Annotated in this window: 18 protein-coding genes; 15 read left to right on the top strand and 3 right to left on the bottom strand. The window is 56.3% G+C overall.

The window, feature by feature from the left end; translation table 11 throughout:
- The first annotated feature begins 31 nt into the window (after positions 1-31).
- The 8 genes from rmuC (at position 32) to tatD (ending at position 7,316) form a co-directional block, all read left to right on the top strand.
- The gene (rmuC, locus tag N5J69_RS21390) at positions 32-1,531 is read left to right on the top strand and encodes a DNA recombination protein RmuC (RefSeq protein WP_279772483.1); all 1,500 of its coding nucleotides are present in this window, start codon (positions 32-34) and stop codon (positions 1,529-1,531) included.
- A 75-nt stretch (positions 1,532-1,606) separates the two neighbouring features.
- On the top strand, positions 1,607-2,365 hold the full coding sequence (gene ubiE / locus N5J69_RS21385) for a bifunctional demethylmenaquinone methyltransferase/2-methoxy-6-polyprenyl-1,4-benzoquinol methylase UbiE (RefSeq protein WP_008926452.1): 759 nt from the start codon (positions 1,607-1,609) through the stop codon (positions 2,363-2,365).
- Positions 2,366-2,376: 11 nt separating this feature from the next.
- A complete protein-coding gene (locus N5J69_RS21380) occupies positions 2,377-2,982 on the top strand; it encodes an SCP2 domain-containing protein (RefSeq protein WP_279772482.1) in 606 nt (201 codons plus the stop codon).
- Complete coding sequence (gene ubiB / locus N5J69_RS21375; protein WP_279772481.1) at positions 2,979-4,616, top strand: ubiquinone biosynthesis regulatory protein kinase UbiB; 1,638 nt, start codon at positions 2,979-2,981, stop codon at positions 4,614-4,616. The genes N5J69_RS21380 and ubiB overlap by 4 nt, the downstream gene beginning before the upstream one ends.
- A 109-nt stretch (positions 4,617-4,725) precedes the next feature.
- Complete coding sequence (gene tatA, locus N5J69_RS21370) at positions 4,726-4,980, top strand: Sec-independent protein translocase subunit TatA (protein ID WP_150013208.1); 255 nt, start codon at positions 4,726-4,728, stop codon at positions 4,978-4,980.
- Positions 4,981-4,983: 3 nt separating this feature from the next.
- On the top strand, positions 4,984-5,685 hold the full coding sequence (gene tatB / locus N5J69_RS21365; RefSeq protein ID WP_279772480.1) for a Sec-independent protein translocase protein TatB: 702 nt from the start codon (positions 4,984-4,986) through the stop codon (positions 5,683-5,685).
- Positions 5,685-6,443 carry a Sec-independent protein translocase subunit TatC gene (gene tatC, locus N5J69_RS21360; RefSeq protein WP_279772479.1) on the top strand — a complete coding sequence of 253 codons (759 nt, stop codon included), beginning with the start codon at positions 5,685-5,687 and terminating at the stop codon, positions 6,441-6,443. Before tatB ends, tatC begins: the two co-directional genes overlap by 1 nt.
- 90 nt (positions 6,444-6,533) lie before the next feature.
- Entirely contained in the window at positions 6,534-7,316 is a 783-nt protein-coding gene (gene tatD / locus N5J69_RS21355; protein ID WP_279772478.1) for a 3'-5' ssDNA/RNA exonuclease TatD, read from the top strand.
- Here tatD and rfaH read toward each other — a convergent pair.
- On the bottom strand, positions 7,313-7,801 hold the full coding sequence (gene rfaH / locus N5J69_RS21350; RefSeq protein ID WP_033734838.1) for a transcription/translation regulatory transformer protein RfaH: 489 nt from the start codon (positions 7,799-7,801) through the stop codon (positions 7,313-7,315). The genes tatD and rfaH overlap by 4 nt on opposite strands.
- A gap of 206 nt (positions 7,802-8,007) precedes the next feature.
- On the opposite strand from rfaH, the gene pepE reads away from it, so the two are divergent.
- From pepE to fre, 3 genes are all read left to right on the top strand, one after another.
- Complete coding sequence (pepE, locus tag N5J69_RS21345) at positions 8,008-8,733, top strand: dipeptidase PepE (RefSeq protein ID WP_279772477.1); 726 nt, start codon at positions 8,008-8,010, stop codon at positions 8,731-8,733.
- An 80-nt stretch (positions 8,734-8,813) separates the two neighbouring features.
- Positions 8,814-10,298 carry a 4-hydroxy-3-polyprenylbenzoate decarboxylase gene (gene ubiD / locus N5J69_RS21340; RefSeq protein ID WP_279772476.1) on the top strand — a complete coding sequence of 495 codons (1,485 nt, stop codon included), beginning with the start codon at positions 8,814-8,816 and terminating at the stop codon, positions 10,296-10,298.
- Between the two features lie 41 nt (positions 10,299-10,339).
- Entirely contained in the window at positions 10,340-11,041 is a 702-nt protein-coding gene (gene fre, locus N5J69_RS21335) for an NAD(P)H-flavin reductase (protein WP_279772475.1), read from the top strand.
- 71 nt (positions 11,042-11,112) lie between these two features.
- Here fre and fadA read toward each other — a convergent pair whose 3' ends face one another.
- Both fadA and fadB read right to left on the bottom strand, forming a co-directional pair.
- Complete coding sequence (fadA, locus tag N5J69_RS21330) at positions 11,113-12,276, bottom strand: acetyl-CoA C-acyltransferase FadA (RefSeq protein WP_279772474.1); 1,164 nt, start codon at positions 12,274-12,276, stop codon at positions 11,113-11,115.
- 10 nt (positions 12,277-12,286) lie between these two features.
- A complete protein-coding gene (gene fadB / locus N5J69_RS21325) occupies positions 12,287-14,470 on the bottom strand; it encodes a fatty acid oxidation complex subunit alpha FadB (RefSeq protein ID WP_279772473.1) in 2,184 nt (727 codons plus the stop codon).
- 186 nt (positions 14,471-14,656) lie between these two features.
- On the opposite strand from fadB, the gene pepQ reads away from it, so the two are divergent.
- The 4 genes from pepQ to hemG are packed head-to-tail and all read left to right on the top strand — an operon-like array spanning position 14,657 to position 18,640.
- Positions 14,657-15,988 (top strand): Xaa-Pro dipeptidase, encoded by a 1,332-nt coding sequence (pepQ, locus tag N5J69_RS21320; RefSeq protein ID WP_279772472.1) that lies wholly within the window; start codon positions 14,657-14,659, stop codon positions 15,986-15,988.
- On the top strand, positions 15,988-16,605 hold the full coding sequence (locus N5J69_RS21315; protein WP_279772471.1) for an IMPACT family protein: 618 nt from the start codon (positions 15,988-15,990) through the stop codon (positions 16,603-16,605). The genes pepQ and N5J69_RS21315 overlap by 1 nt, the downstream gene beginning before the upstream one ends.
- A 32-nt stretch (positions 16,606-16,637) precedes the next feature.
- Positions 16,638-18,089: a Trk system potassium transporter TrkH gene (gene trkH, locus N5J69_RS21310; protein ID WP_098051830.1), complete on the top strand. Its 1,452-nt coding sequence runs from the start codon at positions 16,638-16,640 to the stop codon at positions 18,087-18,089.
- Positions 18,090-18,106: 17 nt separating this feature from the next.
- Positions 18,107-18,640, top strand: a complete 534-nt coding sequence (gene hemG, locus N5J69_RS21305) for a menaquinone-dependent protoporphyrinogen IX dehydrogenase (RefSeq protein ID WP_279772470.1) — start codon at positions 18,107-18,109, stop codon at positions 18,638-18,640.
- The last annotated feature ends 129 nt before the right edge of the window (positions 18,641-18,769 follow it).

Here is an 18,769-nt window from a genome sequence, read left to right as displayed (position 1 = left end):
TTTCCTCAGCAGCCTGAGTCGCGGGGAAATCATGGATCAGCACATCATCATCAGCGCCTGTCTGGCGCTTGTCGGGTTAGGAATTGGCTGGATACTGGCACAGTTACGTGCCGGGCATCAGGTCGCCAGTTTTCAGACCGAGCGCCGTCTGCTGGAAGCGGCGCAACAGCGTCAGCAGCAACACATTGAACAGCTGCAGCAGCAGACGCAGCAGCGTGAGCAGGAGCTGCGTCAGCTTCACGGCGCGCTGAGCGGTGCCAGTGAGCGTCTGCAACAGCTCGATTACTGGCGTAATGAAAGCGAACAGCTCAATCGTGAACTGCGCAATCAGCTGGAGGTTAACAGCGCCCAGGAAGCGGAACTGCGCGAAGTGACCATCCGCCTTGAAGAAACCCGTTTTGCCGCTGAAGAGAAACAGCGCCTGCTGACCAACAGCGAACAACGCCTCAGCGCCCAGTTTGAAAACCTCGCCAACCGTATTTTCGAAAACAGCGGCCGTCGCGTCGATGAACAGAACCGCCAGAGTCTGGACGGGCTGATTGGCCCGCTGCGTGAGCAGCTGGATGGCTTCCGTCGTCAGGTGCATGAAAGCTTTGGCGCCGAGGCGCGTGAACGGCACACCCTGACGCATGAAATCCGGCAGTTACAGCAGCTGAATGCGCAGATGGCGCAGGAGGCGCTTAACCTGACCAAAGCGCTCAAGGGCGACAATAAGATTCAGGGTAACTGGGGTGAAGTGGTGCTGAGCCGGGTTCTCGAAGCCTCCGGGCTGCGTGAAGGCTACGAATATGAAACGCAGGTCAGCATCCAGTCAGAACAGCAGGGCAGGATGCAGCCGGATGTGATTGTGCGCCTGCCGCAGGGCAAAGATGTGGTGGTGGACGCCAAAATGACACTGGTGGCCTATGAGCGCTACTTCAATGCCGATGATGAGATCGAACGTGAGCAGGCGATCCAGGAGCATGTCAGCGCCATGCGGGCGCACATTCGCCTGCTGGGACGAAAAGATTATCAACAATTGCCCGGTTTACGGTCGCTGGATTATGTGTTGATGTTTATTCCGGTCGAGCCGGCCTTTTTGCTGGCGATTGACCGCCAGCCTGAGCTGATTGGCGAGGCGCTGCAGCAGAATATTATGCTGGTCAGTCCCACTACGCTGCTGGTGGCACTGCGGACCATTAATAATCTCTGGCGCTACGAGCATCAGAGCCGCAATGCCCAGCGTATTGCGGACCGGGCAACACGCCTCTATGACAAGATGCGGCTGTTCGTGGATGACATGAGCGGCATTGGTCACAGCCTGGACAAGGCGCAGAACAGCTATCGCGAGGCGATGAAAAAGCTGGCAGAAGGACGCGGCAATCTGATTGCCCAGACGGAAGGATTCCGTGCGCTGGGCGTGGAGATCAAACGCCCCATCAATCCTCAGCTGGCCGAACGCGCCATGCCGGAAAACCGGGCGGCTGACGATGCAGATGACGACAGGGATGCGGATGAAAGTGCAATGCGTGTGAGACGCCTCCACGAATAGTATGGGCGCAGCGTGCCTGACTTCCGTGACTCTGATACACTTCGGGAAGTATTGTTTGTGGAGCAGGTAAAACCGATGGCAGATGAATCACAGCAGGAAACTACCCATTTTGGCTTTCAGACGGTCGCCAAAAGCGAAAAAGCTGACAAAGTCGCGGACGTGTTTCACTCCGTAGCAGCAAAATATGACCTGATGAACGATTTGATGTCGTTTGGCGTCCATCGCATCTGGAAGCGTTTTACCATTGACAGCAGCGGCGTACGTCGCGGTCAGCGTGTGTTAGATCTGGCGGGTGGCACCGGCGATCTTACCGCTAAGTTCTCTCGCCTGGTGGGCGAAACCGGTCAGGTTGTACTGGCGGATATCAACAGCTCCATGCTGAAGATGGGCCGCGAAAAGCTGCGCAATCAGGGCGTGGTTGGCAACGTAAGCTACGTGCAGGCCAACGCAGAAGCTCTGCCGTTCCCCGATAACTATTTCGATTGCATCACCATCTCCTTTGGCCTGCGTAACGTCACGGAAAAAGAGAAGGCGCTGGCCTCTATGTTCCGCGTCCTCAAGCCGGGCGGACGTCTGCTGGTGCTGGAATTCTCTAAGCCCGTGCTGGACCCCCTGAGCAAAGCGTATGACGCCTACTCGTTCCACATTCTGCCGCGCATCGGACAGCTGGTGGCACAGGATGCAGAGAGCTATCGCTATCTGGCCGAATCAATCCGCATGCATCCCGATCAGGAAACCCTGAAAGCGATGATGAATGATGTCGGTTTTGAAAATACCACTTACTCCAATATGACCGGCGGTATCGTGGCGCTGCATCGTGGATTTAAGTTCTGAGTGAGATGGTAATGAACCTGACGCCCTTGATTACCGCGGGCCTGGAAACGGCGCTGAACCGTATTCTCTATCGCGATCGCGGCCTGAAACCGGCGCGGCAACGCCTGAATGGCAAAGTGCTGACGCTGCGCCTGAGTGAGTTCTCTCATCCGCTGGTGCTGGTGTTCAGTGAACAACAGCTGGACGTGCTGGCAGACTGGCAGGACCGCAGTGACTGCACGGTGATCACCTCGCTGAAAACCCTGCCAAAGCTGCGCGATCGCCAGCAGCTGACGCCGCTGATCCGCAGCGGTGAGCTGCAGGTTGAAGGTGACCTGCAGGTGGTGCAGCAGTTCTCCGCGCTGATGGATCTGGCTGAGCTGGATCCGGCAGAATATCTGGCTCCCTGGGTCGGCGATATCGCCGCGCAGGGCATCAGTCAGCGCTCACAACAGGCATTCCGCTTTTTCAAAGGTGAAGTGCAGCGTCGCCAGGATTATCTCGGACAGGCCATCACCGAAGAGTGGCGTGTTGCGCCTGGCTCGCTGGAGTTAGCCTGGTTTGCTGAAGAGGTCGACGCGATGGAACGTTCGCTTGAGGCGCTTGATGCGCGTCTGGCGCAGCTGGAGGCAAAATGAGTTTTGGAGAGATCCGCCGCTTATATCTGATCATGAAGGTCTTTCTGACCTATGGCCTTGATGAACTGATTCCTCAGACACGCCTCACTTTCCTGTTTCGCCTGTGGCGTCGCTCTGTTTTCTGGATCCCGAATCTGTATAAACATGAGCCGATTGGCGCACGCATGCGCATGGCGATGGAGCAGCTTGGGCCGGTCTGGATCAAGTTTGGCCAGATGCTGTCGACGCGCCGCGATCTTTTCCCGCCGCTGATCGCCGATCAACTGGCGATCCTGCAGGATCGCGTTGCGCCATTTGATGGCGTCAAAGCTAAAGCGCAGATTGAAGCCTCAATGGGCGCGCCGATTGAAACCTGGTTTGATGATTTTGATATTAAGCCACTGGCTTCGGCCTCTATTGCGCAGGTGCATACCGCCACGCTGAAATCGACCGGTAAGAAAGTGGTCATCAAAGTGATTCGCCCCGATATTTTGCCGATCATCAGAGCGGACATGAAGCTGATCTATCGTCTGGCACGCTGGGTTCCGCGTCTGCTGCCGGATGGCCGTCGTCTGCGTCCGGTCGAGGTGGTGCGCGATTATGAGAAGACCCTGCTGGATGAGCTGAATCTGTTACGCGAAGCCGCCAACGCCATTCAGCTGCGCCGGAATTTTGAAGATAGCCGCATGCTCTATGTGCCGGAAGTCTATTCAGATTACTGCAGCGAAACCATGATGGTGATGGAGCGTATCTACGGCATTCCGATTTCCGACGTTGCCACGCTGGAGCGTCATGGTGTGAACATGAAGCTGCTGGCGGAACGTGGCGTACAGGTCTTCTTCACCCAGGTCTTCCGCGACAGTTTCTTCCACGCAGATATGCATCCTGGCAACATTTTTGTCAGCTATGAACACCCGGAAGATCCACAATATATCGGCATTGACTGCGGTATCGTGGGGTCGCTGAACAAAGAAGATAAGCGTTATCTGGCAGAAAACTTCATCGCCTTCTTCAACCGTGACTACCGTAAGGTCGCGGAGCTGCATGTGGACTCAGGCTGGGTGCCGCCTGATACCAACGTTGAAGATTTCGAGTTTGCGATTCGTACGGTCTGCGAGCCGATTTTCGAAAAACCGCTGGCTGAGATCTCCTTCGGCCACGTGCTGCTGAACCTGTTTAACACGGCACGCCGCTTTAATATGGAAGTGCAGCCGCAGCTGGTATTGCTGCAAAAAACGCTGCTTTACGTTGAAGGTATTGGCCGTCAGCTCTATCCGCAGCTCGACCTGTGGAAAACGGCCAAGCCGTTCCTGGAGGACTGGATCAAGGATCAGGTCGGTTTGCCCGCCATTATCCGTGCGGTCAAAGAGAAAGCGCCATTCTGGGCTGAAAAGCTACCTGAGTTGCCGGAACTCTTTTACGACAGCATGCGGCAGCACAAGCTCTTACGGCACAGCGTCGATAAGTTAGTGGGTGACATGAATGCGCAACGCGTCCGTCACCATCAGGCGCGTTACCTGTTTGGCGTCGGTGCAACCTTGCTGTTAAGCGGAACGGCAGTACTGCTGACCCGACCGGACTGGGACTTCTTTCCGGCAGTGTTGATGGCAGCAGGAATCGTCTCCTGGTTAATCGGCTGGCGTAAGACAAACTGATTGTCACGTCCGTCTAAAAAAAGGTAATGTCGCTGGCTCAGGCCCGGTTAAAAAGGGCACGCTGTGGTGCATTACCTCATCGTTTTCACAGAATATTAGAGGCTATCTCATGGGCGGTATCAGTATCTGGCAGTTGTTAATCATTGCCGTGATTGTTGTTCTTCTGTTCGGTACCAACAAATTACGCAATCTGGGTTCAGATTTAGGTTCTTCGATTCGCGGCTTCAAAAAAGCCATGAGTGACGAGGACGATAAAAAGGATCAACCTAAAGAGCAGGATGCTGACTTCGCGGCCAAAACGCTGGCTGACAAACAGCAAACTTCGGCTAACAAAGAAGACGCCAAGAACGACAAGCAGGTGTAAACCGTGTTCGATATTGGTTTTAGTGAACTGGTATTGGTGTTCGTTATCGGGCTGATTGTTCTCGGCCCGCAACGTTTACCGGTTGCGGTGAAAACCGTGGTGGGCTGGATCAGGGCGATTCGTTCGCTGGCCGCCAATGTACAACATGAACTGGCGCAGGAGCTCAAGCTGCAGGAGTTGCAGGAGAGTCTGAAAAAGGTGGAAGAAGCGGGCCGTGGCACGCTTTCCCCTGAGCTGAAAGAGTCGATGGAAGAGCTGCGTAAAACGGCGGATTCAATGAAGCGCTCGGTCAGTCAGAGCATCGACATTGAAAAAGAGGAAGACGAGGCGAACACTATCCATTCGGCTCAGCACCGGCCCGCGCCTCATGCAGCGTCTGACACGGTGCAGGCATCAGAGCCTGACCCGGCTGCGCCGTCGGCGACACCGGCTGCAGCAGCGCATCAGGCCAGTGCCCCGGCTCAGACGCCCTCTGTTTCTTCAGAATCAGGCCCGACGGTAAAACCTTCCGCTGCACCTGCCACGGGGGCTACTGCTCCGGCACAGGCACCTTCAGCGGTTTCATCTGCTCCGGCTGGGCAATTCTCTGCCGCACCGGCTGCCGGGGCCAGCGCACCAGCACAGGCACCCGCTGCTGATGTTGCCAGACCGGCAGACTCTGCGCGTCATTCCGCACCCTCCTCTCCTGCAAGTGATGAACGATAATGGCCGTTGAAGATACCCAACCGCTCATCAGTCATCTGATTGAGCTGCGTAAGCGCCTGCTGAACTGCATTATCGCCGTACTGGCGATCTTCCTGATGCTGGTTTATTTCGCCAACGACATTTACCAGCTGGTTGCTGCACCGCTGATCAGCCAGATGCCGGTCGGTTCCAGCATGATCGCGACCGATGTGGCCTCACCGTTTTTCACCCCGATTAAGCTGACTATCATTGTGTCGGTGTTTCTGGCGGTGCCGGTGATCCTCTATCAGGTCTGGGCTTTTGTCGCCCCGGCGCTTTACCGGCATGAGCGCAGGCTGGTGATGCCGCTGCTCTTTTCCAGCACCTTCCTGTTCTACTTCGGCGTGGCTTTTGCCTACTTTGTGGTCTTCCCGCTGGCCTTTGGTTTTTTCACCAAGACCGCGCCAATCGGCGTGACCGTCGCAACGGATATCTCTAAATACCTCGATTTTGTCATGACACTGTTTATGGCATTTGGCGTGGCGTTTGAAGTGCCGGTGGCGATTGTGTTGCTGTGCTGGACCGGCATCACCAGTCCGGACGAGTTGAAGAAGAAGCGCCCCTATATTCTGGTGGGGGCCTTCGTGGTTGGGATGCTGCTCACACCGCCGGATGTTTTTTCCCAAACTTTGCTCGCTATTCCGATGTACTGCCTGTTTGAAGTCGGCGTATTCTTTTCCCGGTACTACGTGGGTAAAGGCCGACGGTTACAGGATGAGGAAGAGAATACCGACGCCTGATGCTGACAGCCTGACCCGCACTGGCGGGAAGCGATCACTCCAAACCGCCCAGATGGGCGGTTTTTTGTTTTAAAAACTGTAGGAAATATTATGTTTGATATCGGTGTAAACCTGACCAGCACGCAATTCGCCTCCGACCGGCAAAAGGTGGTTAAACGCGCGCGTGATGCGGGCGTCACCGGCATGCTTATTACCGGCACTAACGCGCTGGAGAGCCAGCAGGCTCAGCGACTGGCTGAAGCGCAGCCTGACTTCTGCTGGTCTACTGCGGGCGTTCACCCTCATCATGCCAGTGAATGGTCAACGGACATTGCCAGCACCCTGCGTCGCCTGGCTGAAAAACCGGAAGTGGTCGCGATCGGTGAGTGCGGACTCGATTTCAACCGCAACCTGTCGGCGCACGAGCAGCAGGAGTATGCGTTTGACGCGCAGCTGGCGCTGGCGGCTGAACTCAACATGCCGGTGTTTCTGCACTGCCGTGAAGCCCATACGCGTTTCGCCGCGGTGCTTGAACCCTGGCTGCCAAAACTGGCTGGTGCGGTGATCCACTGCTTTACCGGCACGCGTGATGAACTGGAAGCCTGTCTTGCAATGGGATTGTCGGTAGGGATTACGGGCTGGGTTTGCGATGAGCGTCGCGGGCTGGCGCTGCGCGAGCTGCTGCCGCTGATTCCCGCTGACCGCCTGCTGCTGGAAACGGATGCGCCTTATCTGCTGCCACGCGACATGCGTCCGCGTCCGACCTCGCGCCGCAATGAACCCTGCTTCTTACCGCATATTGTGCATCAGGTGGCGACATGGCGTGGCGAGAGTGCTGAGGAACTGGCGACCCGCGTCGATCAGAATGCGCGGACGCTGTTCAGACTGGCTTAAATCTTGCGGAACTGCTTGTTGTCCACGCTGCGCATCACCTGCTTATTCAGCAAATTAAGCAACAGAATCGAGCGCGTTTCACCATCCGGCTCGGCAAAAATGGCGCGCAGCCCTTCAAACGTCCCTTCGGTGATGACAACTTCATCGCCGCTTTGTGGCGTCTCAGGGTCAAGCAGGATTTGCGGAACGTCGGTTTCCAGCGCTTCAATCACCGCCGACGGCACGGTTGCGGGCGTGGTGCCGAATCGCACGAAGTGACTGACACCGCGTGTGCTGCTGATCGTCGTGGTGTGAATCGCTTCCGGGTCGAATTCGATAAACAGATAATTTGGAAACAGTGGCTCACTCACCGTGGTGCGTTTGCCACGCACGATTTTTTCCAGAGCGATCATTGGACTAAGGCAATGCACTTCCTGCCGCTCCAGATGCTCCTTCGCGCGCAATAGCTGTCCACGTTTGCAATAGAGTAAGTACCAGGATTCCATAACTGCTCCCATTGAATGGACGCTAAGAATAGCAAACCTGCTGCCAGAGTTATAGCGCAGGGGCAGGGTAAAGCGTCCTGCAGTGAAAATAAACTGAGACTTTTCCTAACATACCTCATGGCAGTAAAAGAGTTGATGGGTAATTGACGTCTGCTATTGCTCTGTATCAGACTCGATGGCCATCACATCTGCACAAGGATCCTCTGATGGAACTCTTTCTGTTGAGCAATGGCAGGCTGGCGGATGATGCGCCGCTGCTGGGCTATGCGCAGCCACAGCTGCACGCCATGATCGCCCGGCGTGCTATCCGGTCGGCGGTACTCATCCCCTACGCGATTATTCGTGGCGACCAGCAGCAACGTGCTGACGAGCTCAGTGCTTCTCTGGGAATTCAGGTAGAGCGGGTTCAGGCATTCGCTTCGCCAGCTGACGCTCTTGCTCAGGCAGAGCTGATTTTAGTCAGTGGTGGCAATACCTGGTTTCTGAATCAGATGCTGCACGAGCAGGGTCTGATCGGCGCGATTCAGCGTGCAGTACGCGAGCGGCAGGTGCCCTATGTCGGCTGGAGCGCAGGCTGCAATGTGGCCACGCCCTCCATCCGCACCACTAACGATATGCCGGTGCGCAGCAGCGTGGTACTGCCTGCGCTGGGCCTCTTTCCGGTGCAGATCAATCCTCACTATCTGGATGCCAGCGTCAGCGGCCACATGGGCGAAACCCGCGATGAACGGCTGGCAGAGTTCTGTGCGGTTAATCCCACCGAGTCAGTCATCGCGCTGCGTGAAGGCAGTTTTCTGCATCTGCATGACAATCAGCTGCGTTATCACAGCGTGCGTAACGAAGATTTTAAACTGTTTCGCCACGGTGAGCCGATTCAGGGATATCACGATGCCCGTGCGTTACAGCCGCTGGTTCCCTTTGAGTGCGTATGAGGCTGCCGTATAAACCTCAGCATATCCGCGTAATCAGACCTATAATGGCCGACTCACTCTGGCCGGAAAGCTAAAGCCGCATGAAATATCACGATTTAAGGGACTTTCTCGCGCTGCTCGAACAGCGCGGTGAGCTAAAGCGCATTACCCAGTCGATCGATCCAGACCTGGAAATGACCGAAATTGCCGACCGTACCCTGCGTGCCGGTGGCCCCGCTCTGCTGTTTGAAAACCCGAAAGGGTACGACATGCCGGTGCTGTGCAATCTGTTTGGCACGCCGAAGCGCGTGGCAATGGGCATGGGCCAGGAGGAAGTCAGCGCACTGCGTGAAGTCGGCAAGCTGCTGGCTTTCCTCAAAGAGCCGGAGCCGCCAAAAGGCTTCCGCGATCTGTTCGACAAGATGCCGCAGTTTAAGCAGGTGCTGAATATGCCGACAAAACGTCTGCGTAATGCACCCTGTCAGGAAGTTGTGTTCAGCGGCGATGAGGTCGATCTGACACGCATTCCGGTGATGAAGTGCTGGCCTGGCGATGCGGCACCGCTGATTACCTGGGGACTGACCGTCACGCGCGGCCCGCATAAAGAGCGGCAGAATCTCGGCATTTACCGGCAGCAGGTGATCGGCAAAAACCGTCTCATTATGCGCTGGCTGTCGCACCGTGGCGGCGCGCTCGATTATCTGGAGTGGACGAAGGCGCATCCGGGTGAGCGTTTCCCGGTCTCGGTGGCGCTGGGTGCCGATCCTGCCACTATCCTCGGTGCCGTAACACCGGTGCCTGATACGCTGTCAGAATATGCGTTTGCCGGATTACTGCGCGGCAACAAAACCGAAGTGGTGAAGTGCCTGTCGAACACTCTCGAAGTGCCTGCCAGCGCTGAAATCGTGCTGGAAGGGTATATTGAAGCGGGCGATATGGCACCGGAAGGTCCCTACGGCGACCACACCGGCTACTACAATGAAGTAGACAGCTTCCCGGTGTTTACCGTTACGCATGTTACGCAGCGTCACAAGCCCATCTATCACTCTACCTACACCGGCCGTCCGCCGGATGAACCTGCGGTACTGGGTGTCGCGCTGAATGAAGTGCTGGTGCCGATTCTGGTGAAGCAGTTCCCGGAGATCGTGGACTTCTACCTGCCACCGGAAGGTTGCTCATACCGGCTGGCGGTCGTCACGATTAAAAAGCAGTACGCAGGGCATGCCAAACGTGTCATGTTTGGCGTCTGGTCGTTTTTGCGGCAGTTCATGTACACCAAATTTGTTATTGTGTGTGACGATGATGTTAATGCACGCGACTGGAACGACGTGATTTGGGCGATTACCACGCGTATGGATCCGGCCCGCGATACGGTATTAGTGGAAAATACCCCGATCGATTATCTTGATTTCGCCTCGCCCGTTTCCGGACTGGGGTCGAAGATGGGCATGGATGCGACCAATAAATGGCCGGGTGAAACGCAGCGCGAATGGGGCACACCCATCGTCAAAGATCCGGCGGTCACCGCGCGCATTGATGCTATCTGGGATGAGCTAGGTATTTTTGATCAGCCGCCACAGCGTTGATGGCGAGCACAACCATAAAGACGACCCGACAGAGGGAACGCATGACAACGTTAAGCTGTAAAGTAACTTCGGTTGAGGCGATTACCGACACGGTCTATCGCGTTCGCCTGATCCCTGAAGCGGAATTCAGTTTTCGCGCGGGGCAGTATCTGATGGTCGTGATGGATGAGCGTGACAAGCGCCCGTTCTCACTGGCCTCAACGCCGATGGAAAAAGATATCATTGAGCTGCATATCGGGGCGTCCGATCTGAATCTCTATGCCATGGCCGTTATGGATCGGATCCGTAACGATCGCCAGATCACGGTCGATATGCCGCACGGCGATGCCTGGCTGCGTGAAGCGAGCAGCAAGCCGCTGATCCTGATTGCAGGCGGCACCGGTTTCTCTTATGCCCGTTCAATTCTGCTTACCGCGCTGGCAGAACAGCCTGAGCGCGACATCGCCATTTACTGGGGCGGTCGTGAGCTTAAGCATCTTTATGATATGGACGAGCTGGAGGCGCTGGCCGTGAAGCACCCGAACCTCAAGGTGATCCCGGTGGTCGAGCAGCCTGAGGCGGGCTGGCAGGGTCGTTCAGGTACGGTACTGACGGCAGTGATGCAGGATTTCAGCACGCTAAGCGAGCACGAGATCTACATCGCCGGACGTTTTGAGATGGCAAAAATTGCCCGCGATCGCTTCTGTGCCGAGCGTGGTGCCGTGGAGTCACAGATGTATGGCGATGCGTTTGCCTTTATCTGATTCCAGATAGCAGACAGAAAAAAACCCGCCGATCACCGGCGGGTAAATCTGACAACGTAAAACTCAACGTATTACAGACGTTCGAATACGGTTGCGATCCCCTGGCCCAGCCCGATACACATGGTGGCAAGGCCAAAACGGGCATCGCGTCGTTCCATGATGTTCAGCAGCGTTGTGCTGATGCGTGCGCCGGAACAGCCCAGCGGATGGCCCAGCGCAATCGCGCCACCATTCAGATTGACCTTCTCATCCATCAGCTCCAGCAAACCTAAATCCTTTATGCAGGGCAGGGTCTGCGCGGCGAAGGCTTCGTTCAGCTCAAACACGTCGATGTCACTGATGCTCAGTCCGGCCCGTTTCAGCGCCAGTTTGCTGGCCGGAACCGGCCCATAACCCATGATGGAAGGATCACAGCCGACCACCGCCATGCTGCGAATGCGGGCGCGTGGCGTCAGCCCCCGTTCACGGGCGTGTGATTCACTCATAACCAGCATGGCCGCTGCGCCATCTGATAACGCCGACGATGTGCCTGCCGTGACGGTGCCGTTAACCGGATCAAAGGCGGGCTTAAGTGCCGCCAGCCCTTCGGCGCTGGTCTCCTCGCGGATCACCTCATCGACATCGTAGCGTTTAAGAATGCCGTCACTGTCGTGACCATAGGTGGCGACAATCTCGGTTGCAAAGTCCCCGCGCTGAGTCGCCTGCCATGCGCGCTGGTGTGAACGCAGGGCAAACGCATCCTGCTGCTCACGACTGATATGATGCATACGGGCCAGCATCTCGGCGGTTAAGCCCATCATGCCCGCAGCTTTGGCGACGGTGCGTCCCAGGCCGGGATGAAAGTCAACGCCGTGATTCATCGGCACGTGCCCCATATGCTCCACGCCCCCAATCAGACAGCACTGCGCATCGCCGACCATAATGGCGCGAGCGGCATCGTGCAGCGCCTGCATTGACGAACCGCACAGCCGGTTGACGGTAGTGGCGGGTACGGAGTGCGGGATTTCAGCCAGCAGCGCGGCATTGCGCGCGATATTAAATCCCTGCTCCAGCGTCTGCTGTACACAGCCCCAGACGATATCGTCGAGCGAGGCCGGATTCACCGCCGGGTTGCGGCTCAGAATTTCGCGCATCAGGTGCGCAGAGAGATCTTCAGCGCGCACGTTCCGAAAGGCTCCGCCTTTTGAACGTCCCATTGGCGTGCGCACCGCATCAACAATCACCACATTTTCCATCTTTTTGCCCTCAGGCGCTTTTCAGCGCGGCTTCATCAATCGGTTTGGCGGCGGGATACCAGCTTTCATGCTGATGGGCTTTCTGCACCAGCAGCGCAGGCAGGGCATACAGGCCGCCGAGTGTGCTGTAGCGTCGGGCCTGATCGACCACGTTGCTGTTGCCCAGGGTATCGAGGTAGCGGAAAGCACCGCCACGGAAAGGCGGGAAGCCGAGGCCGTAGACCAGTGCCATATCGGCTTCAGCGGGCGAGGCGATGATCTTCTCTTCCAGGCAGCGCACCACCTCATTCAGCATGGGCAGCATCATGCGGTTCATGATCTCTTCATCGCTGAAGACCCGTGCAGGCTGACAGACCTGTTGCAGCAGCGTATCCACTTCAGCATCCGGCACTTTCTTCAGCTTGCCCTTTTTATCTTCTTCCCAGCGCCAGAAGCCTTTGCCATTTTTCTGACCAAAACGACCGGCTTCAAACAGCAGATCGATCGCATCGCGATAGTCATGCTTCATGCGGTCCGGGAAACCATCCGCCATCACGCTTTGCGCATGGTGCGCGGTATCGATGCCTACCACATCCAGAAGCCATGAAGGCCCCATCGGCCAGCCGAACTGTTTTTCCATCACTTTATCAATCTGGCGGAAATCAGCGCCGTCGCGCAGCAGCAGACTGAAAGCGGCGAAGTAGGGGAACAGCACCCGATTCACAAAGAAGCCGGGACAGTCATTCACCACAATAGGCGTTTTGCCCATTTTGCTGGCCCACGCCACCACTTTACTCAGGGTCGCTTCACTGGTTTTCTCGCCACGGACCACTTCAACCAGCGGCATTCGCGGCACCGGATTGAAGAAGTGCATGCCACAGAAGTTTTCCGGGCGCTGCAGCGCCTGCGCCAGCTGGCTGATGGGGATGGTTGAGGTATTGGAAGCCAGAATGGCATCGTCACGCAGATGCTTTTCAGTTTCAGCCAGCACGCTGGCTTTGATCTGCGGGTTCTCTACTACGGCTTCTACCACCACATCTGCGTGGTCGAAACCTGCGTAATCCAGCGTGGGCTGGATAGTGGCAATCACACTGGCGAGCTTGTTACCGTCGATTTTGCCGCGTTCCAGCAGCTTATTGAGCAGCTTGCTGGCTTCATTCATGCCCAGCGTTAACGCCTGCGGATTAATGTCTTTCATTCTGACCGGCACGCCTTTCCAGGCAGACTGGTAGCTGATACCGCCACCCATGATGCCTGCGCCCAGAACCGCTGCCTGCACCGGTGCGTTGCTTTCGCCGCCGCGCTTTTTCGCCAGGCCTTTCACGTACTGATCGTTGAGGAAGATGCCGACCAGCGCATGGGCTTCATCAGACTGTGCCAGCGGGACAAACGCCGCGGTTTCAAGTTTCAGTGCATCATCACGGCTTAGGCTGGCCGCCGCTTCGATGGTTTTTACTGCCATCAGCGGGGCGGGATAATGTTTACCGGCGGTCTGCAGCACCATGGCTTTTGCGATGGTAAAGCTCATCGCTGCTTCAATGGGGCTGAGTTTCAGCGGAGCCAGCTTGGGTGCACGGCGTGCGCGCCAGCTGTCATCGGCGGCGGCGGCCTTAAGCATAGTGATCCCCGCCTCGCGCAGTTTCTCACGGGCAACCACCGCATCGACCAGACCCAGTTTCAGGGCGGCATTGCCATCCACATCTTTTCCGGCTGCGATAATTTCCAGTGCGCTGTCAGCACCCAGCAGGCGCGGTAATCGCACGCTGCCACCAAAGCCGGGCATGATGCCGAGTCTGGTTTCCGGCAGGCCGATGCGGGCGTCGGCGGTGGCGATACGCAGATCCGTTGCCAGCACGCATTCACAGCCGCCACCCAGCGCATAGCCGTCAATGGCGGCCAGGGTCGGCACCGGTAGATCTTCCAGACGGTTGAAGATGCTGTTGGCGTAGCTCAGCCACTGGCTCAGTTTTTCGGTGGGTGCATCAAACAGCGAAAGGAACTCGGTGATATCCGCACCCACAATAAAAGCGGGTTTAGCGGAGCTCAGCAGCAGGCCGCGCAGTTCCGGCTGCTGTTCCAGCACCGCGATTGCCTCGCCCAGGCTGGCGACCGTTTGCGTATCGAGCTTGTTGACCGAGCCTGTAGCGTCAAAAACCAGCTCGGCGATGCCATCGTCCAGCCAGTGAAGAGTAAGGTTAGCGCCTTGGTAGAGCATGTGCGTCTCCTGAAACCGCGAAAGGTGATCTGGTCATACCAGATGATCGTGAGTGTGGGAGTGATGTTAATTATTTGCAAACGGCTCTTTGCTTATTTGCTAACAAGATCACAGCTCCTCCGACTTCGGCATCTGCGCAAGGGGTATGCTAAACTGCGGCCATTTCGCGACACTGGAGAGACGTCAATGGATTCACTGAAGACCTTGTATCACGCGCACATCGCCACGTTGCAACAACGGGCGCAGCAGGTGCTGGCACGCAACAAACTGGATGCGATGTTGATCCATTCCGGTGAGTTGTTGACGGTGTTTCTGGATGACCATACCTATCCGTTTAAGGTGAATCCGCAGTTCAAGGCTTGGGTGCCGGTGACGCAGGTTCCCAACTGCTGGCTGTGGATTGACGGGGTGAACAAACCGAAACTGTGGTTCTACTCTCCGGTGGATTACTGGCATAACGTTGAACCGTTGCCAGACAGCTTCTGGACCCAGGATGTCGAGGTTATCGGCCTGAAAAATGCCGATGAGATTGGGCAGTTGCTGCCTGCACAGCGTGATAACGTTGCCTATATCGGCCCGGTCAACGCGCGCGCAGCTCAGCTCGGTATCGCCTCCGGCAATATCAATCCCAAAGCGGTGATTGACTTCCTGCACTTCCATCGCAGCATCAAGACAGAGTATGAACTTGCCTGTCTGCGTCAGGCGCAGAAGCTGGCGGTTGCTGGTCATCGCGCTGCGAAAGAGGCGTTCTCGGCGGGATTAAGTGAGTTTGATATCAATCAGGCCTATCTGACCGCGACCGGGCATCGTGACACGGATGTGCCCTACGGCAATATCATTGCGCTGAATGAACACGCTGCCGTGCTGCACTACACCCGGCTGGATCATCAGCCACCGGCAAAACGCCACAGCTTTTTAATTGATGCGGGTGCTGAGTATCTTGGCTATGCCGCCGATTTGACCCGCAGCTATGCGGCGCAGAGCAGCTCGCTCTATGCCAGAATGGTTGAGGCGATGAACGCTGAAGAGCTGGCACTGATAGCCACGCTGAAAGCGGGCGTGCGCTACACCGATTATCATCTTCAGATGCATCAGCGTATTGCGAAGATGCTGCTGAAGTTTGAGCTGGTACAGGGGATAAGCGAAGAAGCGCTGGTGGCTGAAAATCTGACGGGTCCGTTTATGCCTCATGGCCTGGGGCATCCGCTGGGGCTGCAGGTGCATGACGTGGCCGGTTTTATGCAGGATGATCAGGGCACCCATCTCGCCGCGCCCGCGCACTATCCTTATCTTCGCTGCACCCGCGTACTGCAGCCGGGTATGGTCTTAACCATTGAGCCGGGCTTCTATATTATCGACTCGTTACTGGCACCGCTGCGTGAAGGCTCTTTCAGCCAGCACTTTAACTGGCAGGCCATTGATGCGCTTCGGCCTTATGGCGGGATTCGTATCGAGGATAACGTGGTGATCCATGCGCATCGCGTTGAGAACATGACCCGCGATCTGCATCTGGCCTGATGGACGCTTTTGATATTCCGGCTGTGCCAGTGAGCAGCAGCGAGGAGACGATCAAAAAGAGTCGCTTCATTACGCTACTGGCGCATACCGAGGGGGCAGAGGCGGCACGTGCGTTTGTCCAGCAGGTCAAAAGCGAGCATCCCGCAGCCCGGCATCACTGCTGGGCCTGGGTCGCGGGCGCGCCACATGATTCTCAGCAGCTCGGTTTCTCGGATGATGGTGAACCGTCGGGCACTGCCGGGAAACCGATGCTGGCGCAGCTGATGGGCGCGGACATTGGTGAGATTACCGCCGTAGTGGTGCGTTATTACGGCGGCATCATGCTGGGAACCGGGGGCTTAGTAAAAGCCTATGGCGGGGGTGTCCAGCAGGGGCTTAAACTGCTGCCACGGCAGCGCAAAGTGCCGATGAAGCTGTTCACCTTGCACTGCGACTACCCCCAGCTCAGCGATATTGAACGGCTGGTACAGCGTTTCGACGGTAAGGTGACCGACAGCCAGTTTCAGGATCGCATTGTGTTGACGCTGGCTCTCCCTTACGGACAGATCGACGGATTCAAAAAAAATCTGTCAGACTTTAGTCGGGGCGCGTTATCGCTAATCCCGCTCACACCCTGATGTTCATCTCTTTTATATAAAGGAACGGCTGAATGCACTTTCGCGCCATTACCCGCATAGTCGGTCTGCTGGTGATCCTCTTTTCAGTGACGATGATTTTGCCCGGTCTGGTCGCCCTCATTTATCGCGATGGGGCGGGGCGGGCGTTTAGCCAGACATTTATGATGGCGCTGGTGATCGGCTCGCTGCTGTGGTGGCCGAATCGCAAAAAGAAAACCGAGCTTAAGCCGCGGGAAGGGTTTCTGATTGTCGTCCTGTTCTGGACGGTGCTGGGCAGCGTAGGGGCAATGCCCTTTATTTTTGCCGAGCAGCCGCATCTTTCAGTGACGGATGCGTTCTTTGAATCGTTTTCTGGCCTAACGACAACGGGTGCCACCACGCTGGTGGGACTGGACTCTTTGCCCAAAGCGATCCTCTTCTATCGCCAGATGCTTCAGTGGCTGGGCGGGATGGGGATAATCGTATTAGCGGTGGCAATACTGCCGATTCTGGGCGTCGGAGGCATGCAGCTCTATCGCGCTGAAATGCCGGGTCCATTGAAAGATAACAAAATGCGGCCGCGCATTGCCGAGACGGCCAAAACGCTCTGGCTGATCTATGTTCTGCTGACCGTCGCCTGCGCACTGGCGCTGTGGCTGGCGGGAATGCCAGCGTTTGATGCTATCGGCCATAGCTTCTCCACTATCGCCATTGGCGGCTTCTCAACCCATGATGCCAGCCTCGGCTATTTTCACAGTGGCACTATCAATACTATTGTGGCGGTGTTTCTGCTGATCTCAGGCTGTAATTACGGCCTGCATTTTGCCATGCTAAGCGGACGCAATCTGCGTGTGTACTGGCGCGACCCGGAATTCCGCATGTTCATTGGCGTTCAGCTGACGCTGGTGTTGATTTGTACACTGGTGCTCTGGTTTCACAATGTTTATGACAGTGGCTGGCAGACGCTGAACCAGGCCTTCTTCCAGGTTGTTTCAATGGCGACCACGGCGGGATTCACGACCGACAGCATCGCACGCTGGCCATTGTTCCTGCCGGTACTGCTGTTGTGCTCCGCTTTTATTGGCGGCTGTGCCGGTTCAACCGGCGGTGGCCTGAAGGTGATTCGCATCCTGCTGTTATGCAAGCAGGGCAACCGTGAGCTTAAACGTCTGGTTCACCCGAATGCGGTTTACACCATTAAGCTGGGCAATCGGGCGCTACCGGAACGTATTCTTGAAGCCGTCTGGGGATTCTTCTCGGCTTATGCACTGGTGTTCCTGGTCAGCATGCTGGCGATTATCGCCACCGGCGTCGATGATTTCTCTGCTTTTGCTGCCGTTGCCGCGACGCTCAACAACCTCGGACCGGGCTTAGGGGTTGTGGCCGATAACTTCACTTCAATGAATGACGTGGCGAAATGGATTCTTATTTCTACCATGTTGTTCGGGCGTCTCGAGGTATTCACCTTGCTGGTGCTGTTCACGCCTACTTTCTGGCGTGAATAATTAATAAGGATGCTGACATGAAAGCGCTGATTCTCTATTCCACCCGCGACGGACAAACAAAGAAGATTGCTTCTTCAATTGCTGAGGCGATCCGTCAGCAACAGCAATGTGATGTGCTGGACATTCAGGATGCCACGCTGCCCAACTGGGCTCAGTATGATCGCGTACTGATTGGCGCCTCGATCCGTTACGGTCATTTCCAGCCGGTCGTCGATAAGTTCGTGAAGCACCACCTCAATGAATTGCAGCAGCGTACCAGCGGGTTCTTTTCGGTGAATCTGACGGCGCGTAAACCGGAGAAGCGTTCGCCTGAAACCAACGCCTATACCCAGAAATTCTTAGCGAACTCACCCTGGCAGCCCGATTGCTGTGCAGTGTTCGCGGGTGCACTCTATTACCCGCGCTATCGCTGGTTCGATCGCGTCATGATTCAGTTGATTATGCGTATGACTGGCGGTGAGACTGACCCGACAAAAGAAGTGGAGTATACGGACTGGCAGCAGGTCCGCACTTTTGCCAATGATTTTGCACAGTTACCAGGCAAATCGTAGCGAAATAGCGCGATTTGATGAAAATTACTGCGAACGGTAATCTTTTCGTAATAAACACTTGTCAGCCCGCGCGAACTCCCTATAATGCGCCTCCATCGACACGGTACACCGGCAACGGGAAACGGGTTG

The organism is Pantoea sp. GD03673 (assembly GCF_029844725.1).
Taxonomy (GTDB): domain Bacteria; phylum Pseudomonadota; class Gammaproteobacteria; order Enterobacterales; family Enterobacteriaceae; genus Pantoea.
This window is presented reverse-complemented; position numbering and strand designations above follow the sequence as displayed.